Raw genomic sequence first — 23,574 nt, 5'->3', positions numbered from 1 at the left:
TTACTGTTATAAAGCGGTTTTCAGCTTATAACTTTTAACACATGGATATACAAGTCGTCACAATATATTAATATACGAATGCTATTTTATATTGATGTGACATAATCGACACCATAAATCACTAAAACACCAAAGCAGACACTAAGCAACACATATAAGAGCGCCATGCCTGGATGGCCATTCTGCATGAGATCGGATGTTTCGAGCGCGAAACTCGAGAATGTCGTAAAACCACCACAGATACCGACCTTGAGAAAGAGTCCGAGTGTTTGATTGATCAGGACATTTTTCATCATTAATACCGCAATCAATCCGATGAGTGCGGAGCCGATAATATTGATCATGAACGTTTTGATGGGGAATAGAATGGGTTCACTTAGCGGAATCTGTCCGATGAGGTAGCGTAAAACGGAACCGATAAATCCTCCCAAACCGACTGCGATAATATCAATCATTCTGTTTCCCTCTTTCGTATATGATGTAACGTCATTGTCAGTCAGAGTCATCATGAAAGTCAATAGTTGCCCATCATAAAAACCACTCAACACAATATTGAGTGGCTAGGTCTTACTACTTGAGTGCTGAAAAATTAATAGGTGCTGTAACGGCGTTCTGTGCTTTATTTTCGATATAGTGGATGAGCTGTTCTTTCGTTGCTTTGCCATCCGCAAATAATTTTTTAACGGTATCGTCTGAGAAAAAATTAACCTTCTTATTGACTGGGTGCGACTGCTCCACCAATGCCTCACAGACATAGATCATCTCACCATTCACCTCTGGATTGGATATCACCTCTTCAGATAGCGCCAGGCACGTCACTGTGATCAAATTACCTTTCACACGAAAGCTCTCTAAGTCATCTGCCCCATAACTTTCGACAATCCATGGAATACATTGATTTAATCTTTGAGATCTCTGAAAACAGGAATACCTGTCCAAATAACGAACAGCACTGCCACGATCATAATCACAATTTTAATTGGAAGTGATAAGTTGACCATCACCTCGCGCAGCGGTGCCATGAAATCCTCATTAATGAATGTGCGAATAATGAATGCGCGAATGAAACTGTCGATGAAGAAAAACGTACCGACAATCCAGAATAATGTTTTGCGGATGGTGTCTAGTTCATATCATCACTACTCCGTGTTAGTCATTTCTCGCCAAACTTGATTAAAGGTTTTATCGTCAAATACGTGAGAATAAAATGCTTGAGATATACTACCAAATTCCTGTTCCTGACCAATAAATCCCAACATCACTCTATCATAGATACTAATAATGGCATCTTTATTATTATAATTAAATTCAAAGCCACTTTTAAAACGATACCAATCATGAGCCGAGAATAGAGTATGACCACTAATCACTCTATAAGCATCTTCTAATACCCCATCCAAAAATTCTGAATCATCACCGATCACAATATTTTTTGTTTCTGGATATAGCACAGAAAACATCGCAAGATTATAGGAAAGCTCCTCTAGTGCGACAGTACTTGCTTCAATCTTCACTGACTATGGTAATACTGCTTGAAGCTCTGTTTTCCACAATAGTGCACGCTGACCGAAAATATTGATATAGTGATACCCGTTCTTAGAAATATTCTTCACTTGTTCTCTAATAACATCTATATCCTGAAAATGATGTGTGATAAGAAAACATTGATCGCCCAAATATGGATAGCATGTCATTTGTTCATCATATCTAGCATAGGTATTTTCCCATATCTCACCATTAGAATAGTAAAAGTTCATCGAGGACCATCACCTTTCATGCATATAAATTTTGATCGCGATACGCCACCAGTTGCCGTACTGTTCGATCTTTGTGACTTTGCCGAAGAGTTCCTTACCTGCGTCCATTAATCGCGCAAAAACAATATTATCCTGTTGCGGGATATAACCGATTTTCTGTTCGTTCATGGTTTCAATACGAATTGCCTGCGGATCGTGTTCATTTTGTGGTTCACGATAGAAGATCAGTTTGTCATCGCTCTGAAGTGTCTGCACAATCTGATCGATAGACTCGATATGCGTCGTCCCGGCGATATGCGTGTCGAACAAAAAAATATCGTGCGCAAATGGCGTTGGGATTTCCAGTCCCATCTCCTTACTATGCAGGTACGGCAGTAAATGCTCTTGGTCCGTAGTGATTAAATCGCTCATTTGACTCGCCTCATTAACTGTTCTATCGCTTCTTCCTGCGTGCGGATCGCTTGTTTATAAGCGTCGATATCCCGCTCGAGTACCGCTTTTTTCTCATTTTTTGCGGTTTGGGTGATCAGATACTTTCTCAAAACATAGGGCACATTCGATTTAATGCGTTTGATTTCAAATTTGACATTCTTGATGGTTTTGGTCAACGTTTCGATTCTTTGTTTGAGATAGTCGAGGGTTGTTGACGCTTCCAAATCATCAGAGAGATCGTCCATCATTTGATAAATCGTCCAGATCGTATCGAGATCGCCCATTTTATAGGCTTCGGTCGCCAGTTTGAATAAGCGAATTTCTCGCTCTGTCACGTTCGGATGAAGATCGGGATGCAGGCGCTTTACAATCGCGCGATACAGTTTCTTGATCTGCTGACTATCCGCTTCAGATAGGGATTCCAATTCCGCACGCTCTAGCGCTTCCTCAATCTCTTCGAATTTTTCGTTAAGCTGTTGTTGGTATTCAGCGAACTCTAAGTCTAACTGCGAATCAATGCTGTCCAAATCAATCGCTTCCTGACGGTTAATTTTGATCTGGAGCAGTTCCTTTTTCCGGCGTAAGCGATAGAACTGGAGATAACAGCGCTACAGTTCATACTCCAAATAGCCGAACACCAACATATACTGCGTCTGGATATTCTCGCAGACCACGAGTTTGAGATGATCGCGTTCGTAGAATAAGTCCGACAACTCCTGATTCAGGCGCTCGAGTTCTTCTGATAGTTCTCTAATAATTGCTAATTGGATAACCTCGCCCATTATCTCACCTCCGATTCCGAACGACTATTCACGTACTAAACTTGCGGCGCCGAGAATACCGGCATCATTACCAAGTGTTGCGAGCGCGAGTGAGGTGCTGTCTTTGACAGAGGAGAAAGCGTATTGCTGGAATTTTTCGTTGACTTTTTCGAGTAAAAATTCACCTGCTGCGGACACACCACCGCCGATAACGATCTTGTTAGGGTTGAGGGCGTTCCCAAGCTGACCACACGCTAATCCTAAGTAATTCGCGAACTGATCAACAACTTCACGTCCTAAAGCATCGTCTGCTTTAGCGGCATCGAAGACTTTTTTGGCTGAAATCGTGTCATCTGCGATCATGGCGTTGAGTGGCGAGTCATAGCCATTTTGCTTCGCTTCGACTTTAGCGAGACGTACGATCCCTGTTGCGCTGGCTACCGTTTCCAAGCAACCGCGGTTGCCGCAGGTACATGCGAAGCCGTTCGTATCAACCACCATATGGCCAATTTCGCCAGCACTTCCTGCAGCACCGTGAATCAATTCGCCACCAAGCACGATCCCACCGCCGACACCGGTACCGAGCGTGACAAAAATGACGTCGGGTTCGTTATTCCCGGCACCTTTCCACTGTTCGCCGAGTGCTGCGACGTTCGCATCATTATCAATCACAAATGGCACATCAAATGTCTCTTGGAACTTGCTTTTGACTTCTTGGGTTTCGGCCCAACCTAGATTGTATGCGCCTTTGACGGTCCCTTTTTCTGGGTCGATCTGTCCCGGACTTCCCATACCAATTCCTTGAATATCCGATTCAGTCATCTCGTGAGCGGATAAGTATGACTTCACACTATCAATAATATCTGGAACGATGTGTGATCCCGCATCTTCAATGTTGGTTGGGACTGACCACTGATCTTCAATCGCCCCGTTCAATGATATGAGCGCCATCTTCACGGATGTGCCGCCTAAATCGATACCGATAATTTTCTGTGTCATGTTATCTCTCCTCTGTCTGTTCAATAATTGTCCAACGCCCGTCTTTAGAGCTTCCTTCATAGTTAATGATGCCTTTATCTGTTAATAGCTTCAAATCCCTTTTGATTGTTCTTTCCGTAAGTGAAAAGATTCTCGCCAAATCTAATGATGTGATTTTAGGATTTTCCTTGATGATTCTTATTATCTGTTGTCTTCTAGCATCTGATTTTAATTTTTGAGTGTCATTTTTACAATCCCTCATTCACACGCATTCATTATACTATGCACACGCTACTTCCGTCACATGCATTTAGGCATACAAAAACCCAGACCGCTTGATCTGGGTTGTCAGTGTAATTCGTGATTAGAATTTCATTAAGTCGTTGAATGATTCGATCATGGTTGGATGTGTGAAGATCGCATCACGAATGTAGGTGTATGAAATCTTGTTATCCATTGCCATCTTGATGTAGTTGATTAATTCTTCGGCATTTTTACCGTAAAGTGTAGCGCCAAGGATTAACTCGCTGTCTTTGTCGATCACAACTTTAAAGAGACCACGCGGATCATTGTTAATCTTGTGACGCGGAATCTGGTTAACTGGCAAGATGTTTTCAGCGACATTATAGCCTTTTTCTTCGGCTTCTTTCGTGGTTAAACCGATACGAGAAAGTACAGGTGTGATGAAGACAGAATACGGAATTGCACCACGGTTTTCCTGCGTACGGCTACCATCGCCAAAGACCTGACTTTTGATGATACGGAAATCATCGAGTGATTTGTAAGTGAACTGCATACCGCCGACAACGTCACCAGCAGCGTACACACCATCGACAGCCGTTTGAAGTTTTTCATCCACAACGACTTCGCCGCGTTCGCCGACTTGAATATCGGTGTTTTCGAGACCTAGGTTTTCAGTGTTTGGATGACGACCCGCTGCGACTAAAATCGCTTCCGCATCGAAGTCACCTTTTGAGGTATGTAAAGTCGCAAAGTCATCAGAATCTGTGATCTTTTCAGTATCTACACCTGTCACAATCGTGATGTCTTTGTCTACCATATCCTTCAATACAGCGTCAACCACATCTGGATCTTCGCGCTTCATCACTTGTTCAGAACGTTCGAGCACCGTTACCGCCGTACCGAAGCTTGCCATCATCGATGCGAATTCGATGGCGATATACCCACCACCGACAATCACTAGACGTTTTGGTTGCGTCTTCAATTCCATGAGCGATGTAGAATCATAAACGAAGGAACTCTCAATGCCATCGATCGGCAATTCATTTGCGGAAGCACCGGTATTGATAAGGATAACGTCCCCCGTCACCGTTTCAGTGCCACCATCCACTAAGTCGATTGCCACTTCCTTGTTTGAGGTAAATGTCGCGGTACCATCGATTACATCGATGTTTTCTTCATCAGCGAGGTTGAGGTAGTTTTTCTTGTTTAATGCCGCAACGACATCAAATTTGCGTTGCATCGCGTCACTGTAACTTAATCCCTCATTTCCGGCTTCAACGAGTACCTTGGTTGGGATACAGGCGATGTTGATACATGTTCCGCCGTACATCTTGTTTGAGGCTTCGATCATCGCCACTTTCTTTCCTTGCTGCCCAGAAAATTTAGCGAATGTCTTACCTGCTTTTCCGAATCCAATAACGACAATATCATACTGTTTCATGTGCCTGCTCCTTTGCTTCAATATCAACTAGTACGTCCGCGATCGTGCGCGTGGCGTAAAATTGTTTCAAAATCTGATGTTCCACGTCATTCATATCCACGAGATAATCACCGATATTTCTGGCAATCATGCAGTGACTATCCGGTTCACCCGTAATCACGCGGTTGTCGAGCGGTGTCTGTCTAAATAACTCAAACAGCTCAGACAACGGCAAGGCGTCCACCCCAGGCATCGCCGAGTAACCACCGGATTTCCCTTTCTTCGAATGCACGTAGCCTTCCGCCACTAATTCACGCATCACATTGCGCAATTGAACGGGATTCACGCAGATCAAATCTGCCAATTCTTCGGATGTGAATTTCTCATCCGCATGCTTCACCAAAAATGTCAGCGCGTGGATCGCAATATTAAAACATAAATTCATCCAATCACCATTTTATTGTAACTTTTATAATTACATTATATCCCTTTAAAATCACTTGTCAACAAAAAAACACCATGCGAAATGGCGCTTGTGTGGATTTACGTCGTTTCTTTGGTAGTACTACCATTAAACACCCTCAAAAATTCTGTGTTGATATAGTTTCTTCATCACTTAGGAAACCCCAAATACACTGCAAAAAGAACCAATACTATTCCGAGCACAAGCGCCAGTTTATACCAAGCGTCAGTCTTTCTGTGCATCACGCCAAAAGCAATTAGACAGATACCGATCAGCAACGATATAACCATTGCATAGAATCCCATGTGATTGTCTCCTTTCAAGATGCATAACCATGTTAAACGCTATAATATGTGCATAAGCCTAAAATGATCAGCGATAACCAGATTGCAAGGACCATAAACAAAACAGAAAAAATAATTTTTTACTCTTAGCATTCATACGACTCACCCCAGTCTGATGTGGTTGATGAAGCAATCAGTACTATAGAAAACTCCTATTTGTGCCTACTTTACCTCTTATTTTTCAGAAATCAATACGATAATATTTAACTTTGTATTAAGAATGAAAACGCTTATACAAACTATAAGTATTTTGACACAGCACTACCATTTCCTTAAATCACATAGAGAGTATAATAGTACTAACATAAAAAATAACTAATGGAGGTTATCGCTATGAATCAAGAAATGGATATCAACAAAGGCGTGAAACAGTACCAGCAAACACCTAACGCAAAACTCATCGACGTGAGAGGTGCGGATGAGTTCGCTGAGGGACATATCGATGAAGCCATCAATATTCCACTGGATCAGATCGATCGCATCACAGAAGAAGTGAGCGATAAGGAAACGCCGCTTTTCGTCTACTGCCGCAGTGGGAGACGCTCAGCCATGGCTGTAGAACAACTGAAAGACTTCGGCTACACTAACGCACAGAATATCGGTGGAATTTTGGATTATAATCCGGAAGAAAAGTAATTCGTTGACTGTTCATCTTTGTATGCTACTATCAATTTAACAGAATCTCTCCACGCTTAATGTAGTTTCCTACATGCGGACCACGGAGAGGGCTTTTTTATCAATTCATAAATAAATTCGACTGATGAGAAATATATTTTTTCATCAGTTTTTTTTGTACTCAAAGTGGTATAAAACCAAAAAAGAGGAAATGGCGCTTGACATCTCCTCTTCAAAAATATATCTATTTTATGAATGTATAAGTTATTATTAGCTATTCTAATATCGTTTGCCAATTATCGGCGTGGTAGGCTTCGAAGCATAGACTTATTTGTTCTTTATTATTCTTTTCTGTTGCCAATTCAGGTAATTCATCTTCCGCAAAATATTGAAAACCAGTTGTTTCAATATTTGGTTCAAACTGTCCGCCGATTACTGAACATTGCGCAAAAACTTTGCACACACCGTAAGCATAAACAGGCAAATTATGTTTCGTTCTATCTTGAACAGCGATCACTTGTTCAACTTTGACATCTAAACCGGATTCTTCTTTGACTTCTTTGATGACGTTCTCGCCAACAGAGACATTCACATCAACCCAGCCACCCGGCAATGACCATTTGCCATTATTTTCTTGAACAAGCAAGATTTTGTCGTTTTCAAAAATGGCTGCGCGAGTGTCAATTTTCGGCGTTTGATATCCCGTTTCATTGCAAAACAGATCTTTTACCTTTTCTGTTGAGATATCCGATTTGTACGCAATCATTTCTCCAGAAATTTCTCTAATTCTCTCGTAACGCTCCTTGTCATACACATCTTTGCCATATGTTAGGCCGGCTTGCGCTAAACTCTGCAATTCGATCGCCCACTCTAACCAGCGTTCGTTATTATCCATAGTATCACCTCGTCAGATTCAATATTATCTCGTCAACACCGTCACACTCTCTACATGATTCGTCTGCGGGAACATGTCTATTGGCTGCACACTCTCGATCTGGTACCCACCGTCGACGAATTGGCGGAGGTCACGGGCTAAGGTGCTCGGGTTACAGCTGACATAGATAAGTTTGTCCGGTTTTACGTCAAGGACGCTATCGATAAACGGCTGAGCGAGTCCTTTGCGCGGTGGATCAACCACGACAACATCCGGATCAATCCCTTCATCTACCCAGCGCGGCATGCAGTCTTCGGCGCGGTCAGCGGTGAAGGTGACGTTTTCGATCTGATTCAACGTCGCATTTTCCTTGGCCATGTCGATCGCCTGTTCGACGATTTCAACGCCATATACGTGTTTGGCATGTTTGGCGAGTGCGAGCGTGATCGTGCCGATCCCACAGTAAGCATCGATGACGGTTTCGTTGCCGGTGAGGCCGACGTTTTTGAGCACCTGATCGTACAGCACTTCCGTCTGGGCGCTGTTTACCTGATAGAAGGATTGCGGCGAGATGCGGAAAGTCAGTCCGCAGAGTTTGTCGGTGTAGTATGGGTTGCCGAACAGGATGCGTTCATTACGACCGAGAATGACGTTCGTTCGCTTAGTATTCTGATTCAAGACGAGTGACGTTAGCTGTGGCAGTGCGGTTTTGAGATCCTTGATAATTTCCGCTTCATGCGGTAATTGCTTCGCATTTACCACCAAAATCACCATCTGTTCCTCAGTATGGTAACCTTCTCTAACGATTACGTGGCGAATCAGGCCGCGATGCGTGCGTTCATCGTAGGCGGAGATCTCATATTTGTTCAGGACGGCAATGACTTTCTGAAGCGTATCGTCAATGGTTTTGGATTGAATGCGGTAGTCGGTTAATGGGATGATGTCGTGCGAACGGCGACGGTAGAATCCAGTATAGAGTTCGCCCGTCTTCCCGCCGATTGGCACCTGCGCTTTATTGCGATACTGCCACGGTTCAGCCATCCCGAGTGTCGGTTTCACGTCGACCAGTTCATCGAGGTGTTCGCGATGTAAGTTGTGGACGACTTGTTGGCGTTTGAAGTCGAGCTGTGCGTCATAACTCAAATGGACGAGCGGCAGTGTCCCCGTTTTGAGCAGTGCTTCATCATCGAAAGTGACACGCTCCGGTGCATCGTTCAAACGTTCAATTACCTTCGCATAGGCGTAACGGATCTGCGCTTTGGTGATGTGGATAAGACATTTTTCTCCCGGTAAGGCATCTGTCACGAAGATCGGATAGTTATCGACTTTAGTGACACCGAGTCCCTCATAGGATAGGTCGATAATCTCGACGGTCAGTTCATCATTTTTTCGTATTGGGGCAGTTGCTTTGGCCACGCTGATTCCTCCTCTGTTCGTTTCTCTATTCTAGCACAGCCGGATGTTTTACCAAGTCGATTGTTTAAGATAGCGTTAAATCCTGCTGATTTCTGCGTGATTACTTTTCTTTACGGATTTTTACTGTTAATATAGCCTAAGTTAACTTGAAAGCGATATACCAGAAAGGACGATCAACAAATGAACAAAGCCACAACAATCGGTTTGACTGTGTTGGTGGGCACGCTGCTCGCCGCATGTGATGATGATAGACCGAATCCTGGCACTGAACGCCCAGTCGATAATCAAACGGCGCAGACACAGAACACTAATGCAGAAAACCAGGATAGCAATATGGGAATCGAAGTTACGCTCGAGGAAGCCTTCGAAACCTTTTCTGAGACGTATGCGGACGTTGCATTAACCGGCGTGTCATTGAAGAACGATAACCGCGGACCGTACTACACACTGCATGGTGTCGATAAAGACAACGAGTATCAAGTTGCTATCGATGCGACGAATGGTAATGTCATTAACGAATGGCAGGACGAATTCAAAAACAGTAAAGCCCAACGCTGGGCGACGCGTCGCAATCCGATTGATCTCGCCGATATCATTGAAATCGATCAGGCCATTCAAATCGCGCGCGATGAGACGGGCGAGGAATTGATCCATGAAGTGGAACTCAAGGAAGACGATCGCAAACTCATCTACGACATTGAATACCAAGAAATGAATGACCGTGATGTCGAAGTCGAACTCGACGCGACGAACGGTAAAGTGTTAGATATTGATTACTAATTATCAACCACATAAAAAAGCGCTGGAATACTTGTTCCAGCGCTTTTGTTATGCATTTATGCTTAAGCATTTTCCAAAGCTTCAACCAATAATTGGTCGACAATCTTCGGATCGGCTTTACCTTTTGTGGCTTTCATGATCTGACCAACCAAGGCACCTTTCGCTTTCTTCTTACCTTTCTTGTAGTCGGCAATGGATTGCGGGTTGTTAGCCATCGCTTCTTCGATCAATGGTTTCAAAGTTGCTTCGTCAGAGATCTGAGCGAGACCTTGTTCTTCAACGAAAGCTTTAGCACTGCCGCCTTCTTCTGCCAAGTGTTTGAAAACTTTCTTCGCAATCTTAGAAGAAATCACGCCGTCTGCGATCAACTTGATCATTTCAGTCAAATTTTCTGGCGTCAAGCCGATTTCATCGAAGGTAGTGTCCTTATCGTTCAAGTAGGCGGACACTTCCCCCATCAACCAGTTCGCAGCAGATTTGGCGTCAGCACCGGCTTTGACGGTTTCGTCGAAGAAGTTGGACATTTCGACGGTCTGCGTCAAGATACCAGCGTCGTATACAGGTAAGCCATACTGTTCAACGTAGCGTTCGCGACGTTTTTCTGGCATTTCTGGGATGTCTGCTTGAATTTCTTTCAACCATTCATCGCTCACTTCAAAGTCAGGAATGTCTGGTTCTGGGAAGTAACGGTAGTCAGATTCTCCTTCTTTGACACGCATCAAGATGGTTTTCTTGTGTGCGTCGTCCCAACGCAAGGTTGATTGCACGACCTTGTCGCCTTTGTTTAGAATGCGTGCTTGACGTTGTTCTTCGTAAGCGAGACCGCGACGAACATTGTTGAAGGAGTTCAAGTTCTTGATTTCAGTCTTGGTACCGAATTCTTCCTGACCGTATGGACGGATGGAAATGTTGGCGTCACAACGCATGGAACCTTCTTCCATCTTCACGTCAGAGATACCACTGTATAAGATCACTTCGCGCAAACGTTCGAGGTAGGCGTAAGCTTCTTCTGGTGAACGCATGTCTGGTTTAGACACGATTTCAACCAATGGCGTACCCTGACGGTTCAAGTCAACAGAAGTTCCCGTGCTATCGTGAACGTTTTTACCAGCGTCTTCTTCCAAGTGGATACGTTCGATACCGATCTTGCGTTTTTCGCCGTCAACTTCGATTTCGAGGTAGCCGTTCTCACCTAATGGGTGGTCGAGCTGGGAAATCTGGTAGGCTTTCGGGTTATCTGGGTAGAAGTAGTTTTTGCGGTCGAAGCGTTGTACTGGGTTGATTGCACAGTTCAAAACGGTTGCGGCTTTCAAACCGTATTCGATCGCACCTTTGTTAACGACTGGTAAAACCCCTGGGTAACCCCAGTCGATCACGTTCGTGTTGGTATTTGGATCTGCACCGAAACTGGTCGGTGACGGTGAAAAGACTTTACTCTTTGTTTTTAATTCAACGTGGACTTCAAGTCCGATGACTGTTTCGTAATTCACGTGCGCTTCCTCCTTATTCCGGGTGTTTGGTGTGGAAATCGGTTGCTTGTTCGAAGGCGTAAGCGGCACGATAGAGCGTGTCCTCTTCGAAGTGGTTACCGATCAATTGTAAACCGATTGGCATACCGTTGCTGTCGAATCCACCAGGTACGGAAATACTTGGTAGACCGGCCAAGTTCACGGGAGCCGTCAACAAGTCGGACATGTACATAGCTACTGGGTCGTCTGTACGTTCACCAATCTTGAATGCAGTTGTTGGTGATACTGGACCCGCGATAATGTCGTAGTTTTCAAAGATTTCCGCGAATTCCTGTGCGATTAACTGACGAACTTTACCTGCTTTGTTGAAGTAGGCGTCGTAGTAACCGGAAGAAAGTGAGAAGGTTCCGAGCATGATACGACGTTTCACTTCGTCACCGAAACCTTCAGAACGTGAACGAACGAAGAGATCTTCGAGGTCTTTCACATCATCCGCACGGTAACCGTAACGAATACCGTCGAAACGTTGTAAGTTCGAGGATGCTTCGGATGATGCCACGATGTAGTAGACCGGAATACCATAGTGCATGTGTTCCAAGTCAACTTCTTCAGCAGTGGCACCGAGAGATTCTAAGATTTCGATGTCTTTCTTGATCTGTGCGGTGACTTCTTCATCTGTTCCTTCTTTGAAGAATTGGCGCGGTACGGCAATCTTCATTCCTTCGATACCGTCACGGAGATGTTCGAGGTAGTTTGGTACGTCAACATCACCCGTTGTAGAATCGCGTGGGTCTAAACCAGAGATTGCTTCCATCATGATGGCGTTATCTTCGACCGTACGTGTCATCGGTCCGATCTGATCCAATGAGCTGGCGAAAGCGATCAAGCCGTTACGTGAGACACGACCGTAAGTTGGTTTCATACCGACAATACCGTTGAAGGATGCAGGCTGACGGATGGAACCACCTGTATCAGAACCTAAGGCACCGACAATTTCACCACTCGCAACAGCTGCTGCAGAACCACCGGAAGAACCACCCGGTACACGAGTGTGATCCCAGGCGTTTTTCACTGGCCCGAAGTAACTCGTTTCGCTGGAACCACCCATGGCAAATTCGTCCATGTTCAATTTACCGATTGTGATAGCACCGGCTGCGTTCAATTTTTCCATAACGGTCGCGTCATAAATTGGAATGAAGTTTTCCAAAATACGAGAAGCCGCTGTAGTCTTCAAGTCTTTAGTGACGATGTTGTCTTTGATACCGAGCGGAATGCCCTGCAATGGGCGGTCGGTACTGTAGCCTTTTTCATCGCTTGCTTTGGCTTGTGCGAGTGCGTCTTCCTTATTCAAGGTGATAAAGGCGTTCAATTCACCGTCAAGCTGTTCGATACGTTCGAATGCTTCTTCAACGAGCTGAACGGACGTTTTTTCACCGTTTACGAGTGCTTGGTTTAAGCTAAGAATGGTTTCATCATATCGACTCATTAGGCATTTCCCTCACTCTCATCAAATGTTGCTGGTACGTGGATGAAGCCGTCTTTTTCGGTAGGGACGTTCTTCATCAATTCATCGCGTGACATACCTTCTTCAGGTTCATCTTCGCGCATGACGTTTTTCAATTGGATACCGGAACGTAGGATATCTACTCCTTCAGTATCCACTTCGTTTAATTGTTCAACCATTGCCAAGATGTTGTCAAGTGTTCCAGCATTCTCAGCAACTTCTTCCTCACTGAACTCTAACTTTGCCAGTGCGGCAATTTTTTTATACATTTCTGCATCAATCGTTGTGCTCATATGATCCTCCTTCAAAGTCTTATTGTACGGTTGGCTGAATAACAAAGTTCGCCGTTTTTGCTTCACGAATGGCTTGTCCGGTGATGCCACTCGGACCTTTTGCGGTAATCGTGATGCGAATCCCCTGGTTAAAGGTATTATTCGCCACATCCCCCGCATGTTTCAAAAGCGCAATCGTTTCGCTATACCCGTTCACCGGGGTTGTAATCTTAATATCCAAACCATCCAGGCGACCATCCTCATATCTGCCAATACCGGCGAGCCCGGATAATTCAGGGAAGAAGTCCTCGATCTCGTTGCGATAGCGCTCGAATAAGGTGGTATCTTCCTTATTCGGTGCTTCCTCGACGCCGTAAGCGACGTTCATCACGTTAGTGTCTGTCCAATCGCCGAACGAGGTACTATCTTCACTAACGACGGTACTGGAGAGCATTTCGCCACCACTGATATCATCAGCGGGCGCATTGTGAAAAATAAAGAATTGAATCGGTACGTCAACGTACTTATCGCTACTGCGCAAACGATTCAAGACTTCCTGTGCGATCGCCTTCCCCTGTTCTAGAGCCGTATCCTGATCGATCGCTACAGCCTCTTGATCATCGTTCGGTTGATCGGCGTTATTGATCGCGATACCTAACGTTAACCCACCGAGTGTTTGATTTTCATCACCAGTTGCGTGATACAAATCAAAGCCCAGAATCGTATTGAGATAGCGTGGCACGTTTATGTCCTCAGGATTCAATCCTGAAGGGTGATCCTCCGACTTCCGCGATAACCACTCCGCTAGCGTCTCTTCATTGATCGACTGGCCTTCTTGAATCATGTACTGGTCAGTTGGAAATGTCTCTTGCATCCCTTGATACACCTGCATTTCCATATTCATACGATTCGCTTCTGATGTTTCACCAGCCGTCAAGCCGCGCGCCGTATTGACGACATAGCGATCATCTTTGATAAACGGTTGATAATAGGAAACACCGATTTGGTTTCCTTCAGCTTCTTCTACCTCTGTCTGCGCGGTCTGATCCGTCTCAGCCGGTGCAACATCATCCGTATTGGGAACGGTTTGACACCCTACTAAAAACAGGGCGAGCGCTACGAGCGCACCCGATCGTTTCAGATGCTTGATTTCCACACGTTTTCCTCCTCTCCGTCACTTAGCTAGTATACCATGAATCACGCCAAGCGTTCGTCTAGATCGTTTTCATTAAAAATTGTAATACCGAGCGCTTCCGCCTTAGTGAGTTTACTGCCGGCATCTTCACCAGCCACGAGAATATCTGTATTCTTCGATACAGAACCGGTCACTTTACCGCCGAGCGCTTCGATGGCTTCTTTGGCTTCAGGACGCGTGTATTTTTCTAATTTCCCAGTCAATACGACGGTCTTTCCCTGCCAGAAACTGTCTGAGACGACGGGTGTTTTCGCACCGGTATAAGACATATTGAGTCCGGCTGTTTTGAGTCGCTCAATCAAGGCGATCACTTCTTCATTCGCAAAATGAGTAGCGATCGCATCCGCCATCACTTCGCCAACACCATCAATCGACGCAACTTCTTCGGATGTTGCCGCAATCAACGCATCGAGCGTTTCAAAATGTTTGGCGAGATCTTTCGCAACCTTACTGCCGACGTGACGGATACCGAGCCCAAAGAGTAAGTGTTCGAGCGAATTATCTTTACTGTCCGCGATTGCCTGAAGCATGTTTTCAGCGGAACGTTCACCGACACGATCGAGCGCGATGAGTTGTTCTTTTGTGAGCTGATAAAGGTCACTCGGATCACGCACGAGGTCATTGTCAAAGAGCTGTGCAAGGACTTTGGGACCAACGCCTGAAATATCCATTGCGGCACGAGAGACAAAGTGATTGAGACGTTCCTTCGCCTGTGCCGGACACGCTGGATTGATACAGCGGAGGGCGACTTCATCTTCGAGATGGACGAGTTCGCTCTCGCATTCCGGACAGGTACGCAGCGGTTCATACGGCTGGCTGTCATCTGGACGTTTCTCGTTAATGACGCGATCAACTTCCGGAATAATGTCGCCCGCTTTGTAGAGTGTGATCGTATCCCCGAGACGAATATCCTTCATCTGGATATAATCCTCGTTATGCAAAGTCGCACGTTTTACGGTCGTTCCCGCTAAAGCGACCGCATCGAATACCGCAGTCGGTGTCACGACACCCGTACGGCCGACCGTCCACTCAATCGCTCGGAGTGTCGTTTCCGCAATTTCAGCCGGGAACTTGTAAGCTGCCTGCCAGCGCGGTGCTTTGACGGTATTGCCGAGCGTTTCACGGGCTGCGTAATCATTCACTTTGATGACAATCCCATCGATGTCATAAGGCAGTTCGTGGCGCTGTTCGGTCATCCGCTCAATATATTTGTGGATGTCTTCCTTACTCTCACAAACTTCAAAGTGCGTATCGTGACGCAAGCCCCATGCTTTGAATTGCTGAAACATTTTTTCCTGCGTATCGATCGCTAATTCATCACTGAATACGCCCGTGTAGAGAAAGACGTCGAGGCGACGTTCGCGCGCAATTCGTGAATCGAGTTGGCGCACGCTTCCCGCAGCCGCATTGCGTGGATTCGCAAACGTTGGTTGACCCTCTGCTTCACGCTTTTCATTCAGATCAATAAACGCCTGCTTCGGCATAAAAATTTCACCACGCACTTCAACCGTCAATGGCTCCTGTAATTTCAATGGTACGGACGGAATAGTTTTGACATTATTGGTAATGTCTTCGCCGATCGTCCCATTCCCACGCGTGGCCGCCTGTACCAAACGCCCTTCATCGTATTTTAAAGCGACTGACAAACCGTCGATCTTCAATTCGCAAACAAAGGCGGGCGTTTTACCTAGACGATTCGTTACGCTATCGACGTACTGATCGACTTCCTCAAACGAGAACACATCATTCATCGAAAGCATCGGCACCTCATGCGTGACTTTCGGTAAATTCTCCGAGATCACATCGCCGACACGCTGAGTTGGGGATTCTTCCAATACGAACTCTGGATGTGCTTTTTCTAGGTCTTCCAGTTTGCGATAGGCGTGGTCATACTCCTGATCGGAAATCGTCGACTGATCCAACACGTAATATTCATAGGCATAGCGATTGAGTCGTTCGACCAATTCTTGAATTTCTGCTTGTGGCGATAACTCTGCCATGATTATCTTCCTCCTGTTTATTCAAACGGTGTCTTCGCAATCGGCGCAAAACCAGCCATCAGCGTCTTCACACCTTGTCCACTGAATGCTACATCCAACTGTTGATCATTGCGGATTGCTTTCGCACTGACAACCCGTCCTTTGCCCCATTTCTTGTGATAAACGACATCACCCGCCTGCCAACTCGGTGTCTCTACAGCAGTGGTTGTAGCGGCTTTCTTCTGACCACCGCGTGAAAAGACCGACCGTTTATCATCATCTGGGCGATGCGATTTGCGACGTTTGTAGGCACGTTTGGCTTGGAAGCGTTGGCGTTGCTGCGCCATGCTCTGATGATAGTTCCCGAGTGTATTCGCCTGTGGGATTTGATCGAGCATTTTCATTCCAATTTCTTCAACGAAACGTGAGCGCGCATTGTACTGATGACGTCCGTATAACAGACGTGTCTGAGCCGAAGTAATGAAGAGTTTCTCCTCTGCGCGCGTAATTCCAACATACGCGAGACGACGCTCTTCTTCTAACGCCTCTTCGTCATCAGCTGCTTTACTGAGCGGGAAAATCCCTTCTTCCATGCCGATCATAAATACGACCGGAAATTCCAAACCTTTCGCCGCATGCAGTGTCATCAACGTGACTTCATCATCGTGTTCACCGGTATCTTCACCACTATCGAGTGATAACAAGGTCAAGAAAATCGTTAATGCGTCTTCTGTATTTTCGGAAGCATCATCCGCCACCGCTGTTGATAGCTCACCATCATCGCTAAAGAGATCCTGTTCCGCATAAAAGACGGTCCCGGTTGGTTCTGTTGCTGTCTCTTCGGAATCGTCCGCGGATGCACCAGCTGCCAATTCCCTCAACATCTCCATATCGAGTTCACCATTCTGGAAACGCTCATCGAATGCCTTCGTTACCGATAGGAATTCGTTGATATTTTCGAGACGCGTTTCGGCTTCCAAGGTATTCTGATGCTCGAGCGCTTTGCGGTAACCGGAACGGTCAATCACTTGTTCGGTGAGCTCCGTCAAATTCAAAAATTCACGCTGTTGCTTCAGTTCAACAAACAGTTTAACGAAATCGCGCAAACCTTTCTCAGCACGTCCCGTAATCCCGATCACGCTCGCTTGATTCGCCGCTTCGAGATAGGAAATCCCCTGACTGTCCGCATAGCGATAGAGTTTATCCTTCGTCGTTGCGCCGATGCTTCGTTTCGGTTCATTGACGATACGATCGAAACTCAAGTTGTCGTTTGGATTCGCCAACAGACGCAAGTAGGCGAGCACGTCCTTAATTTCCTTACGGTCGTAGAATTTTACACCGCCGACGATGTGATAGGGAATATCCGCCTTCACGAGTCGTTCTTCCATCGCACGCGATTGCGCATTCGTACGGTAGAGAATCGCAAAGTCGCTATAACGTTTCTGTTTCGATTCACGGATTTCTTCGATCTTTTTCACCACAAATTGCTGTTCTTCGCTGTCCGTACTAGCTTCGAAGTAACCAACTTTGTCACCCTCCGCATTCGATGTCCAGAGTTCCTTTGGTTTGCGCAGTGTGTTGTTGTCGATGACCGCATTCGCAGCCGCTAAAATGTTTTTGGTGGAACGGTAGTTCTGTGCCAATAACACCGTATGGCAATTTGGATAATCTTCCTCAAAGTTCAGGATGTTTTCCATATTGGCACCGCGCCAGCCGTAGATACTCTGATCGGCATCCCCAACGACACAGATGTTTTTGAAGTAGTCACCGAGCATTTTGACGAGCTGATACTGCGCTTCGTTCGTATCCTGATATTCATCAACGTGGATATATTGGAATTTCTGTTGATAGTAACGCAAGATTTCTGGTTCTGATTTGAAGAGCTGCACGGTCTTCATGATCAAATCATCAAAATCTAACGCATCCGCCGCTTCAAGTGCTTCCTGATACGCTTCGTAACAGTCTGCAATCTTTTCTTCGATAAAATCACTATGATTCATGCGATACTGTGCGGGAGTTTCGAGGTTATTTTTGGCATCGGAAATTTTCCCGAGAATCATTTTCGGTTGGAAACGATCCTTGTCAATGTTGAGTCGTTTCATGATGTCCTTGATCAAGCTCAACTGCCCAGCAGGATCCGCAATCGTGAATGAACGCGAGAGCCCGATTGCTTCCGCTTCACGTCTCAAGATACGCACACACATTGAGTGGAACGTTGAGACCCACATGCCACTGGATGCTTCACCGATCAGCTGTTGGACACGTTCTTTCATCTCGTTGGCGGCTTTATTGGTGAAGGTAATCGCCAAGATACGTCTCGGATCGACATCCTTCTCCTGTAGTAAATACGCCATGCGATACGTCAAGACGCGCGTCTTCCCACTACCAGCACCTGCTTGAATTAAGAGCGGGCCCTCGGTGAGTTGCACGGCTTCACGTTGCTTGTCATTCAATCCACTTAATAAATCCGTCGTCATCGCCTCGTATCCTCCATTCTAATCTTTCGTATTATAACACAGACAGTTTTCACGAAATAAAAAAGGAACCGTTAAAAACGATTCCAATTTTAATGTTTATATCACCTGCTGATCAAGCAGATCGAGCTGATAGGTTTCGATAATATGAATGAGTTTTTCGGCATAGCCGGGATCCGTCGCATAGCCAGCATTGACCAGCGCGTACGCTGCGGTTTCATAATCCGACGCCGCAATCACATTCTGATAGAGGTCATGATCCCACGAGACACCATGCTGCATGAGCCAGCCGTGATCTTTGACCGATTGTCGCCAGCTACGATACACCTTGAAATCATCTTCAATCGTCTGCCATTCGCCATCCTGAAATTCTTTGGTCGGCATGCGCACGGAGCGTTCGCCAGGCGAAGCTTTGTAGCCGAAGAGGTTATTATAATCTTTGCTCAGGTCGCTCGCGCCGTAGTCGGATTCCAACGCTGCCTGTGCAGTGACGACGCTCGGTAGCACGCCACTCGTTGCATATTCATCCATCGCGTATTGACCGATAACACCGAGGAATTCCTCGTGCGTCAGCGTCTCATCATGCGTTTCAAGTTTGACACCGAACCACCAGACGGAGAGAATCAAGGCGAGCACGGCAAGTAGCGCGGCTGACCCTGCGATGATTTGTTGCATACGCTTTTTGCGATAGCGTCGCCGTCTCGCCATGCGTCCTCATTCCTTTCTACATCTAGATGAGTAACATCAATACTGCCAACGTTCCAGTACCCACTAACATCGTCACCAGTAAATCTTTTGTTAATAAGGCCGCCACAACGGAAACGACCGCCGCAATCAACTTCAGATTGACGAAAGGATTCAGGCTAAACTGCGAATTCCAAAAGAAAACATCCAATGCGATCATAATCGCAAAAATCGCCACTGGAATATGCTTGAGTACGATACGCACACTGAGCGGTACTGGGACTTTTCTGGCAATCATCATTGGCACTAAACGATACGTGACACAGAGGGCCGACGTTAGGAAAACAAGTAATGTTAAATTCATTCGCCACGCGCCTCCTTCACGAGTTCCGGTTTAAAAATCAAGTAGCCAGCCGTTGCAGCGATCAACGTCATGATCAGCATCGCAACGTGTGATGGCAAGAACATCTGTAAAATCAACGCACCGACAACACCGATGATACTGATCACCACATTGACGCGTGTTTCAAACTTCGGCAATAGTAAACCGATAAACATCGCGGTAACCAAGAAATTCGTAATATCCACCGGAATATCTAATGCATTTTCTAACACCATCCCAGCAACCGTCGCTACCGATCCCGTTAAATACGGAAAGAAGGCACACCAGATCGCATCATTAATCGTCCACGGATTTTCTGGTGATTCCTGGTTTTCATCAAAGCGTGTCGTGTTGATGACGAATGCCTCATCAGACGTCATAAAGGAAAGTAACAATCCTTTCCAGAGCGGCTGATCCGCTGTGTACGTATAGAGGGTGACGGAGTAAAGCACCTGACGCATGGTAATCAACATCAAGGCGATCATTACTTCACTGATCGAAGCCCCGGCGAGCACTAACCCGAGCGCTGCGAGCTGTCCGGAACCACTGAAGACACCCATCGTCATAATCAGCACTTGCCACCACTGCATATCTGCCTGTGCACTCAGAATCCCCGCCATCAAACTGAGCGGGATATAGCTGAGCGCAACCGGCGCGGACTGTTTCAATCCGCGCCACATTTCTTCTTTCACTTAAATATTCCTCCTATTCTGTTCCTTTGAGAGCCTCCACCATGTCAATCTTCTTCAAACGACGATGAATAATCAACATAACAATCGTCGAGAAGAGTAAGGTCAAGCCGATCGCATAGAGATAACTCAAACCGTTCACACGTGTTGGGAAGACCATCTGATCGATCTCAACCGTCGTCATGATGTAATCTGTCAGGAAATATCCACTGATCAGGCCGATCGCAATACCGACAAGTGTCAAGAGGAACGTTTCACGGTAAAGGTAGGCGGTCACTTCTCTTGAATACATACCGAGAACCTTAATAGTGGATAGCTCCTGCATACGTTCAGACACGTTCACACTCTGTAAGTTATAGAGCACGATAAAGGCTAAGAGAGCTGCAGCGACAATCAATACCACTGTCACTTGAGAGAGCGTATCTAATGTACCCGCAAAACTTTCCTTGATCGTCTGCGTAAAGAAGATCGTACGAATACGGTCATCATCTGCCATCAAGTCTTCTGAAAATTGATCCTGAGCCGCTTTATCGCCGACCGGCATCTGGATATTTAATCGATTAGCGGTCATATTTTGACCCGTTGCCGCTTCAAAGACAGCTGGCGTCACGAACACATTATGGAAGATATAGTTCTTCACGATGCCTTTGACGGGGAATTCTACGGTTTCACCCTGATCGTCCTCAAGTGTGAGCGTGTCACCGACATCGAGCGATAATAGGCGTGCAATTTTTTCCGTAATCAGTGCCCCGTCGTTCGGTAACGTTAAGCGGTCCTGATCGACGGTTGATTCTAATAAATAGAAATCCCGATAGTCGCTGTCTGAATCGATCACATTGAGATTGACATCATGTGTCTGTTCGCCATCCTGTGCGGTACGATAAGTGTCCACATAGAGCGGTAAAACCTGTGCCTCAGGTTCCTGATCTTCAACTTTAGTGATCACTTCATTGATATCTGAATTCTCGAGCTGATTGGCGAGACTGACCCCCGCATCGTACTTCTCAATCATATCGAACTGTTCATCCGGGATATCCACCACGGAATCTGAGATCGCAAATCCCGTCAAAATCAATGCCGTACAGCCGATGATACCGATCACCGTCATACTGTTACGCCATTTGTAACGGAAAAGATTGCGGAGCGTAATCTTCGACATGAAGGAGAGGCGATCCCAGAACCAGTGCCAGCGTTCGATAAAAATATGTTCCCCTTGTTTCGGCGGTTTTGGACGCATCAGTTCGGCCGCGTGAACGTTTAAACTGCGCCATGCAGTCACGGCAGCTGGTACCACTGAGGTGAGGATGGCGATCGCAATAGTCATGACGATATCGAACCACACCCATTGATAACTGATATCCGGTAAATCATATAACAATTGATAGGCTGTGTAAATAATCGTTGGGAAGAGATAATTCCCAATCAAAATGCCGACTGCACTACCGATGAAGCAGGCCGTCCCTGCATAAATGACATATTTCTGAACGATGTCTTTGGTGCTGTAACCGAACGCTTTCATCGTTCCCATCTGCGTGCGCTGTTCATCGACCATACGCGTCATCGTCGTGAAGGTGACCATCGCTGCCACAAGGAAGAATAACCACGGGAAGACACGCGCAATCGCTGCAATACGGTTCGCATTATCGCCGTATTCACTGATCACACCGGATGATGCTGTCGCTTCAACCTGGTAATTCGCATTCGGTAGCTGGTCAATCTGCGCTTCAGCATCGTTGAGCTGTTGTTCTGCGTCGGCCGTTTGTTGCGTAACTTCACTGACCTGGGCATCGAATTGCGCTTGGTTTTGATTTAACTGCGCTGCCATCTGTTCGAGTTGCTGTGCAGTCTGCTGCAGCGGTACTGCCACTTGCACGGGAGCTTGTCCAGATGGGAAAGCTTGCCACGCCTGATTGAGCTGTGTTTGATATTCAGCTTGTGCTGCCCGCAATTGTGCCCACGCATTATCGAGTTGGGCCTCTTGCGTGGCGATCGTCTGTTTCGCTGTTTCTAATTCTTGCTTCTGTTCTTCAAGATCATCACGCGCACTTTGTTTAACTTCCGCAGTCACTTCATCCTGGCGCGCTTCGAACGCTTGATCGATTTCATCCTGTTTTGCGTTAACCTTATCCTGATATGCTTCATCATAGATATCGCTGCGATCATCCGTTAATCGAATCGCAAAGGCGTTCGTCTGATTCCCTGAGATTTCATCTGATTGTGTGACCGCAAACGCATCGATCGTTCCTTTACCGATTGCGGTGTAGCCACGATTATTGGCACGATTAATAAATTTCGGTGAACGCACCGTCCCCACAATCGTATAGGTACGGTTCTTGAGGTCGTTCATGCCTTCCGCTTGATGCTCAGGCAAAAGGTCCTTCGCAGTATCAAAGCTGATGGTTTCACCGATCGCATAGTTGGCGCTCAGTTCCGGTGCTTCCGCATCGATCGCAATTTCATCGGCTGCTTCTGGTAATCGCCCATCCACCAGCTGAAATTGGTTGAAACTGTCATCATCTGTCATCGGATAGACACGCAGCACACCGTTATCTTCAGTATTTTCCACATCAACATAGCGAACCGATTGATAATCAATCCCTGAAACGGTGGCTAGGATCGCCTCGTCTTGGTCTTCCAAGCCGTACGTCGCTGTTAGAGAAAGGTCTTCAAGCTGTTGCTGATTGTAGTAATCGCTGGACGTCTGACGCATATCTGGCGCGACAGCACGAATACCGACAAAAAAGCCCGTACCGAGCGTGATAATACCGACTAATGCGATAAAGCGCAGAATGTTTGAGAAAATTTCGCGATATGTTTCTTTTCGTAATGTTTTCTTCGTCATA

General features: G+C 46.0%; 26 protein-coding genes. 2 read left to right on the top strand and 24 right to left on the bottom strand.

All coding sequences use genetic code 11. The features are described from left to right. Positions 1-86: 86 nt before the first annotated feature. The 12 genes from crcB to ACWOEX_RS03245 all read right to left on the bottom strand — a co-directional run bounded on the left by crcB (position 87) and on the right by ACWOEX_RS03245 (position 6,359). Positions 87-455, bottom strand: a complete 369-nt coding sequence (crcB, locus tag ACWOEX_RS03300; RefSeq protein ID WP_455297956.1) for a fluoride efflux transporter CrcB — start codon at positions 453-455, stop codon at positions 87-89. Positions 456-570: 115 nt separating this feature from the next. Further along, on the bottom strand, positions 571-840 hold the full coding sequence (locus tag ACWOEX_RS03295) for a hypothetical protein (protein ID WP_455297955.1): 270 nt from the start codon (positions 838-840) through the stop codon (positions 571-573). A 59-nt stretch (positions 841-899) separates the two neighbouring features. After that, positions 900-1,022: a hypothetical protein gene (locus ACWOEX_RS03290; protein ID WP_455297954.1), complete on the bottom strand. Its 123-nt coding sequence runs from the start codon at positions 1,020-1,022 to the stop codon at positions 900-902. Between the two features lie 117 nt (positions 1,023-1,139). After that, positions 1,140-1,514, bottom strand: a complete 375-nt coding sequence (locus tag ACWOEX_RS03285; protein ID WP_455297953.1) for a hypothetical protein — start codon at positions 1,512-1,514, stop codon at positions 1,140-1,142. A 252-nt stretch (positions 1,515-1,766) separates the two neighbouring features. After that, positions 1,767-2,168, bottom strand: a complete 402-nt coding sequence (locus ACWOEX_RS03280; RefSeq protein WP_455297952.1) for an HIRAN domain-containing protein — start codon at positions 2,166-2,168, stop codon at positions 1,767-1,769. Beyond that, positions 2,165-2,716, bottom strand: a complete 552-nt coding sequence (locus ACWOEX_RS03275) for a hypothetical protein (protein WP_455297951.1) — start codon at positions 2,714-2,716, stop codon at positions 2,165-2,167. Before ACWOEX_RS03275 ends, ACWOEX_RS03280 begins: the two co-directional genes overlap by 4 nt. Before the next feature lie 81 nt (positions 2,717-2,797). After that, on the bottom strand, positions 2,798-2,971 hold the full coding sequence (locus ACWOEX_RS03270) for a hypothetical protein (protein ID WP_455297949.1): 174 nt from the start codon (positions 2,969-2,971) through the stop codon (positions 2,798-2,800). Positions 2,972-2,995: 24 nt separating this feature from the next. Continuing rightward, complete coding sequence (locus ACWOEX_RS03265) at positions 2,996-3,949, bottom strand: ROK family glucokinase (protein ID WP_455297947.1); 954 nt, start codon at positions 3,947-3,949, stop codon at positions 2,996-2,998. Position 3,950: 1 nt separating this feature from the next. After that, positions 3,951-4,190, bottom strand: coding sequence for an HTH domain-containing protein (locus ACWOEX_RS03260; RefSeq protein ID WP_455297946.1), 240 nt, complete (start codon positions 4,188-4,190; stop codon positions 3,951-3,953). 102 nt (positions 4,191-4,292) lie between these two features. Beyond that, on the bottom strand, positions 4,293-5,612 hold the full coding sequence (gene merA, locus ACWOEX_RS03255) for a hypothiocyanous acid reductase MerA (protein ID WP_455297944.1): 1,320 nt from the start codon (positions 5,610-5,612) through the stop codon (positions 4,293-4,295). After that, entirely contained in the window at positions 5,599-6,036 is a 438-nt protein-coding gene (locus ACWOEX_RS03250; RefSeq protein ID WP_455297942.1) for an RrF2 family transcriptional regulator, read from the bottom strand. The genes merA and ACWOEX_RS03250 overlap by 14 nt, the downstream gene beginning before the upstream one ends. A gap of 167 nt (positions 6,037-6,203) precedes the next feature. Continuing rightward, positions 6,204-6,359: a DUF3953 domain-containing protein gene (locus ACWOEX_RS03245; protein ID WP_455297941.1), complete on the bottom strand. Its 156-nt coding sequence runs from the start codon at positions 6,357-6,359 to the stop codon at positions 6,204-6,206. Positions 6,360-6,731: 372 nt separating this feature from the next. Between ACWOEX_RS03245 and ACWOEX_RS03240 the strand changes: the two genes are divergently transcribed. After that, a complete protein-coding gene (locus ACWOEX_RS03240) occupies positions 6,732-7,034 on the top strand; it encodes a rhodanese-like domain-containing protein (protein ID WP_455297939.1) in 303 nt (100 codons plus the stop codon). A gap of 253 nt (positions 7,035-7,287) precedes the next feature. Here ACWOEX_RS03240 and ACWOEX_RS03235 read toward each other — a convergent pair whose 3' ends face one another. Both ACWOEX_RS03235 and rlmD read right to left on the bottom strand, forming a co-directional pair. Next, complete coding sequence (locus tag ACWOEX_RS03235; RefSeq protein ID WP_455297938.1) at positions 7,288-7,908, bottom strand: NUDIX hydrolase N-terminal domain-containing protein; 621 nt, start codon at positions 7,906-7,908, stop codon at positions 7,288-7,290. 24 nt (positions 7,909-7,932) lie between these two features. Then, positions 7,933-9,303 carry a 23S rRNA (uracil(1939)-C(5))-methyltransferase RlmD gene (rlmD, locus tag ACWOEX_RS03230; protein ID WP_455297937.1) on the bottom strand — a complete coding sequence of 457 codons (1,371 nt, stop codon included), beginning with the start codon at positions 9,301-9,303 and terminating at the stop codon, positions 7,933-7,935. Positions 9,304-9,483: 180 nt separating this feature from the next. Here rlmD and ACWOEX_RS03225 point away from each other — a divergent pair, with 180 nt between their 5' ends. After that, positions 9,484-10,083, top strand: a complete 600-nt coding sequence (locus tag ACWOEX_RS03225; protein WP_455297935.1) for a PepSY domain-containing protein — start codon at positions 9,484-9,486, stop codon at positions 10,081-10,083. A gap of 62 nt (positions 10,084-10,145) precedes the next feature. On the opposite strand, the gene gatB is transcribed toward ACWOEX_RS03225, so the two are convergent. The 10 genes from gatB to ACWOEX_RS03175 form a co-directional block, all read right to left on the bottom strand. Beyond that, positions 10,146-11,573, bottom strand: coding sequence for an Asp-tRNA(Asn)/Glu-tRNA(Gln) amidotransferase subunit GatB (gene gatB / locus ACWOEX_RS03220; RefSeq protein WP_455297934.1), 1,428 nt, complete (start codon positions 11,571-11,573; stop codon positions 10,146-10,148). Positions 11,574-11,586: 13 nt separating this feature from the next. After that, on the bottom strand, positions 11,587-13,038 hold the full coding sequence (gene gatA / locus ACWOEX_RS03215) for an Asp-tRNA(Asn)/Glu-tRNA(Gln) amidotransferase subunit GatA (protein WP_455297932.1): 1,452 nt from the start codon (positions 13,036-13,038) through the stop codon (positions 11,587-11,589). Continuing rightward, positions 13,038-13,349: an Asp-tRNA(Asn)/Glu-tRNA(Gln) amidotransferase subunit GatC gene (gene gatC, locus ACWOEX_RS03210; RefSeq protein WP_455297930.1), complete on the bottom strand. Its 312-nt coding sequence runs from the start codon at positions 13,347-13,349 to the stop codon at positions 13,038-13,040. Before gatC ends, gatA begins: the two co-directional genes overlap by 1 nt. Before the next feature lie 19 nt (positions 13,350-13,368). After that, positions 13,369-14,484: a CamS family sex pheromone protein gene (locus ACWOEX_RS03205; protein ID WP_455297928.1), complete on the bottom strand. Its 1,116-nt coding sequence runs from the start codon at positions 14,482-14,484 to the stop codon at positions 13,369-13,371. Between the two features lie 41 nt (positions 14,485-14,525). Continuing rightward, positions 14,526-16,523 carry an NAD-dependent DNA ligase LigA gene (ligA, locus tag ACWOEX_RS03200; RefSeq protein ID WP_455297926.1) on the bottom strand — a complete coding sequence of 666 codons (1,998 nt, stop codon included), beginning with the start codon at positions 16,521-16,523 and terminating at the stop codon, positions 14,526-14,528. A 17-nt stretch (positions 16,524-16,540) separates the two neighbouring features. Further along, on the bottom strand, positions 16,541-18,979 hold the full coding sequence (locus ACWOEX_RS03195) for a UvrD-helicase domain-containing protein (protein ID WP_455297924.1): 2,439 nt from the start codon (positions 18,977-18,979) through the stop codon (positions 16,541-16,543). 96 nt (positions 18,980-19,075) lie between these two features. Beyond that, the gene (locus ACWOEX_RS03190; RefSeq protein ID WP_455297922.1) at positions 19,076-19,684 is read right to left on the bottom strand and encodes a glycoside hydrolase family 73 protein; all 609 of its coding nucleotides are present in this window, start codon (positions 19,682-19,684) and stop codon (positions 19,076-19,078) included. Positions 19,685-19,706: 22 nt separating this feature from the next. Then, entirely contained in the window at positions 19,707-20,024 is a 318-nt protein-coding gene (locus tag ACWOEX_RS03185; protein ID WP_455297921.1) for an AzlD domain-containing protein, read from the bottom strand. Further along, positions 20,021-20,734 carry an AzlC family ABC transporter permease gene (locus ACWOEX_RS03180; protein WP_455297919.1) on the bottom strand — a complete coding sequence of 238 codons (714 nt, stop codon included), beginning with the start codon at positions 20,732-20,734 and terminating at the stop codon, positions 20,021-20,023. Before ACWOEX_RS03180 ends, ACWOEX_RS03185 begins: the two co-directional genes overlap by 4 nt. A 13-nt stretch (positions 20,735-20,747) precedes the next feature. Beyond that, positions 20,748-23,573 (bottom strand): FtsX-like permease family protein, encoded by a 2,826-nt coding sequence (locus tag ACWOEX_RS03175; RefSeq protein ID WP_455297917.1) that lies wholly within the window; start codon positions 23,571-23,573, stop codon positions 20,748-20,750. Position 23,574: the final 1 nt, after the last annotated feature.

The organism is Aerococcus vaginalis (assembly GCF_053762225.1).
Note: the sequence above shows the minus strand (reverse complement) of the source record. Positions and strands in the feature narration are given on the sequence as shown.

Coding starts and splice junctions, on each gene's coding strand:
- ACWOEX_RS03185 (WP_455297921.1), bottom strand. CDS start 20,024: ATGAATTTAACATTACTTGTTTTCCTAACGTCGGCCCTCTGTGTCACG.
- merA (WP_455297944.1), bottom strand. CDS start 5,612: ATGAAACAGTATGATATTGTCGTTATTGGATTCGGAAAAGCAGGTAAG.
- crcB (WP_455297956.1), bottom strand. CDS start 455: ATGATTGATATTATCGCAGTCGGTTTGGGAGGATTTATCGGTTCCGTT.
- ACWOEX_RS03265 (WP_455297947.1), bottom strand. CDS start 3,949: ATGACACAGAAAATTATCGGTATCGATTTAGGCGGCACATCCGTGAAG.
- ACWOEX_RS03225 (WP_455297935.1), top strand. CDS start 9,484: ATGAACAAAGCCACAACAATCGGTTTGACTGTGTTGGTGGGCACGCTG.
- ACWOEX_RS03290 (WP_455297954.1), bottom strand. CDS start 1,022: ATGGCACCGCTGCGCGAGGTGATGGTCAACTTATCACTTCCAATTAAA.
- ACWOEX_RS03260 (WP_455297946.1), bottom strand. CDS start 4,190: ATGAGGGATTGTAAAAATGACACTCAAAAATTAAAATCAGATGCTAGA.
- ACWOEX_RS03245 (WP_455297941.1), bottom strand. CDS start 6,359: ATGGGATTCTATGCAATGGTTATATCGTTGCTGATCGGTATCTGTCTA.
- ACWOEX_RS03280 (WP_455297952.1), bottom strand. CDS start 2,168: ATGAGCGATTTAATCACTACGGACCAAGAGCATTTACTGCCGTACCTG.
- ACWOEX_RS03190 (WP_455297922.1), bottom strand. CDS start 19,684: ATGGCGAGACGGCGACGCTATCGCAAAAAGCGTATGCAACAAATCATC.
- ACWOEX_RS03195 (WP_455297924.1), bottom strand. CDS start 18,979: ATGACGACGGATTTATTAAGTGGATTGAATGACAAGCAACGTGAAGCC.
- ACWOEX_RS03175 (WP_455297917.1), bottom strand. CDS start 23,573: ATGACGAAGAAAACATTACGAAAAGAAACATATCGCGAAATTTTCTCA.
- ACWOEX_RS03235 (WP_455297938.1), bottom strand. CDS start 7,908: ATGGATAATAACGAACGCTGGTTAGAGTGGGCGATCGAATTGCAGAGT.
- gatA (WP_455297932.1), bottom strand. CDS start 13,038: ATGAGTCGATATGATGAAACCATTCTTAGCTTAAACCAAGCACTCGTA.
- ACWOEX_RS03250 (WP_455297942.1), bottom strand. CDS start 6,036: ATGAATTTATGTTTTAATATTGCGATCCACGCGCTGACATTTTTGGTG.
- ACWOEX_RS03240 (WP_455297939.1), top strand. CDS start 6,732: ATGAATCAAGAAATGGATATCAACAAAGGCGTGAAACAGTACCAGCAA.
- ACWOEX_RS03270 (WP_455297949.1), bottom strand. CDS start 2,971: ATGGGCGAGGTTATCCAATTAGCAATTATTAGAGAACTATCAGAAGAA.
- ligA (WP_455297926.1), bottom strand. CDS start 16,523: ATGGCAGAGTTATCGCCACAAGCAGAAATTCAAGAATTGGTCGAACGA.
- gatC (WP_455297930.1), bottom strand. CDS start 13,349: ATGAGCACAACGATTGATGCAGAAATGTATAAAAAAATTGCCGCACTG.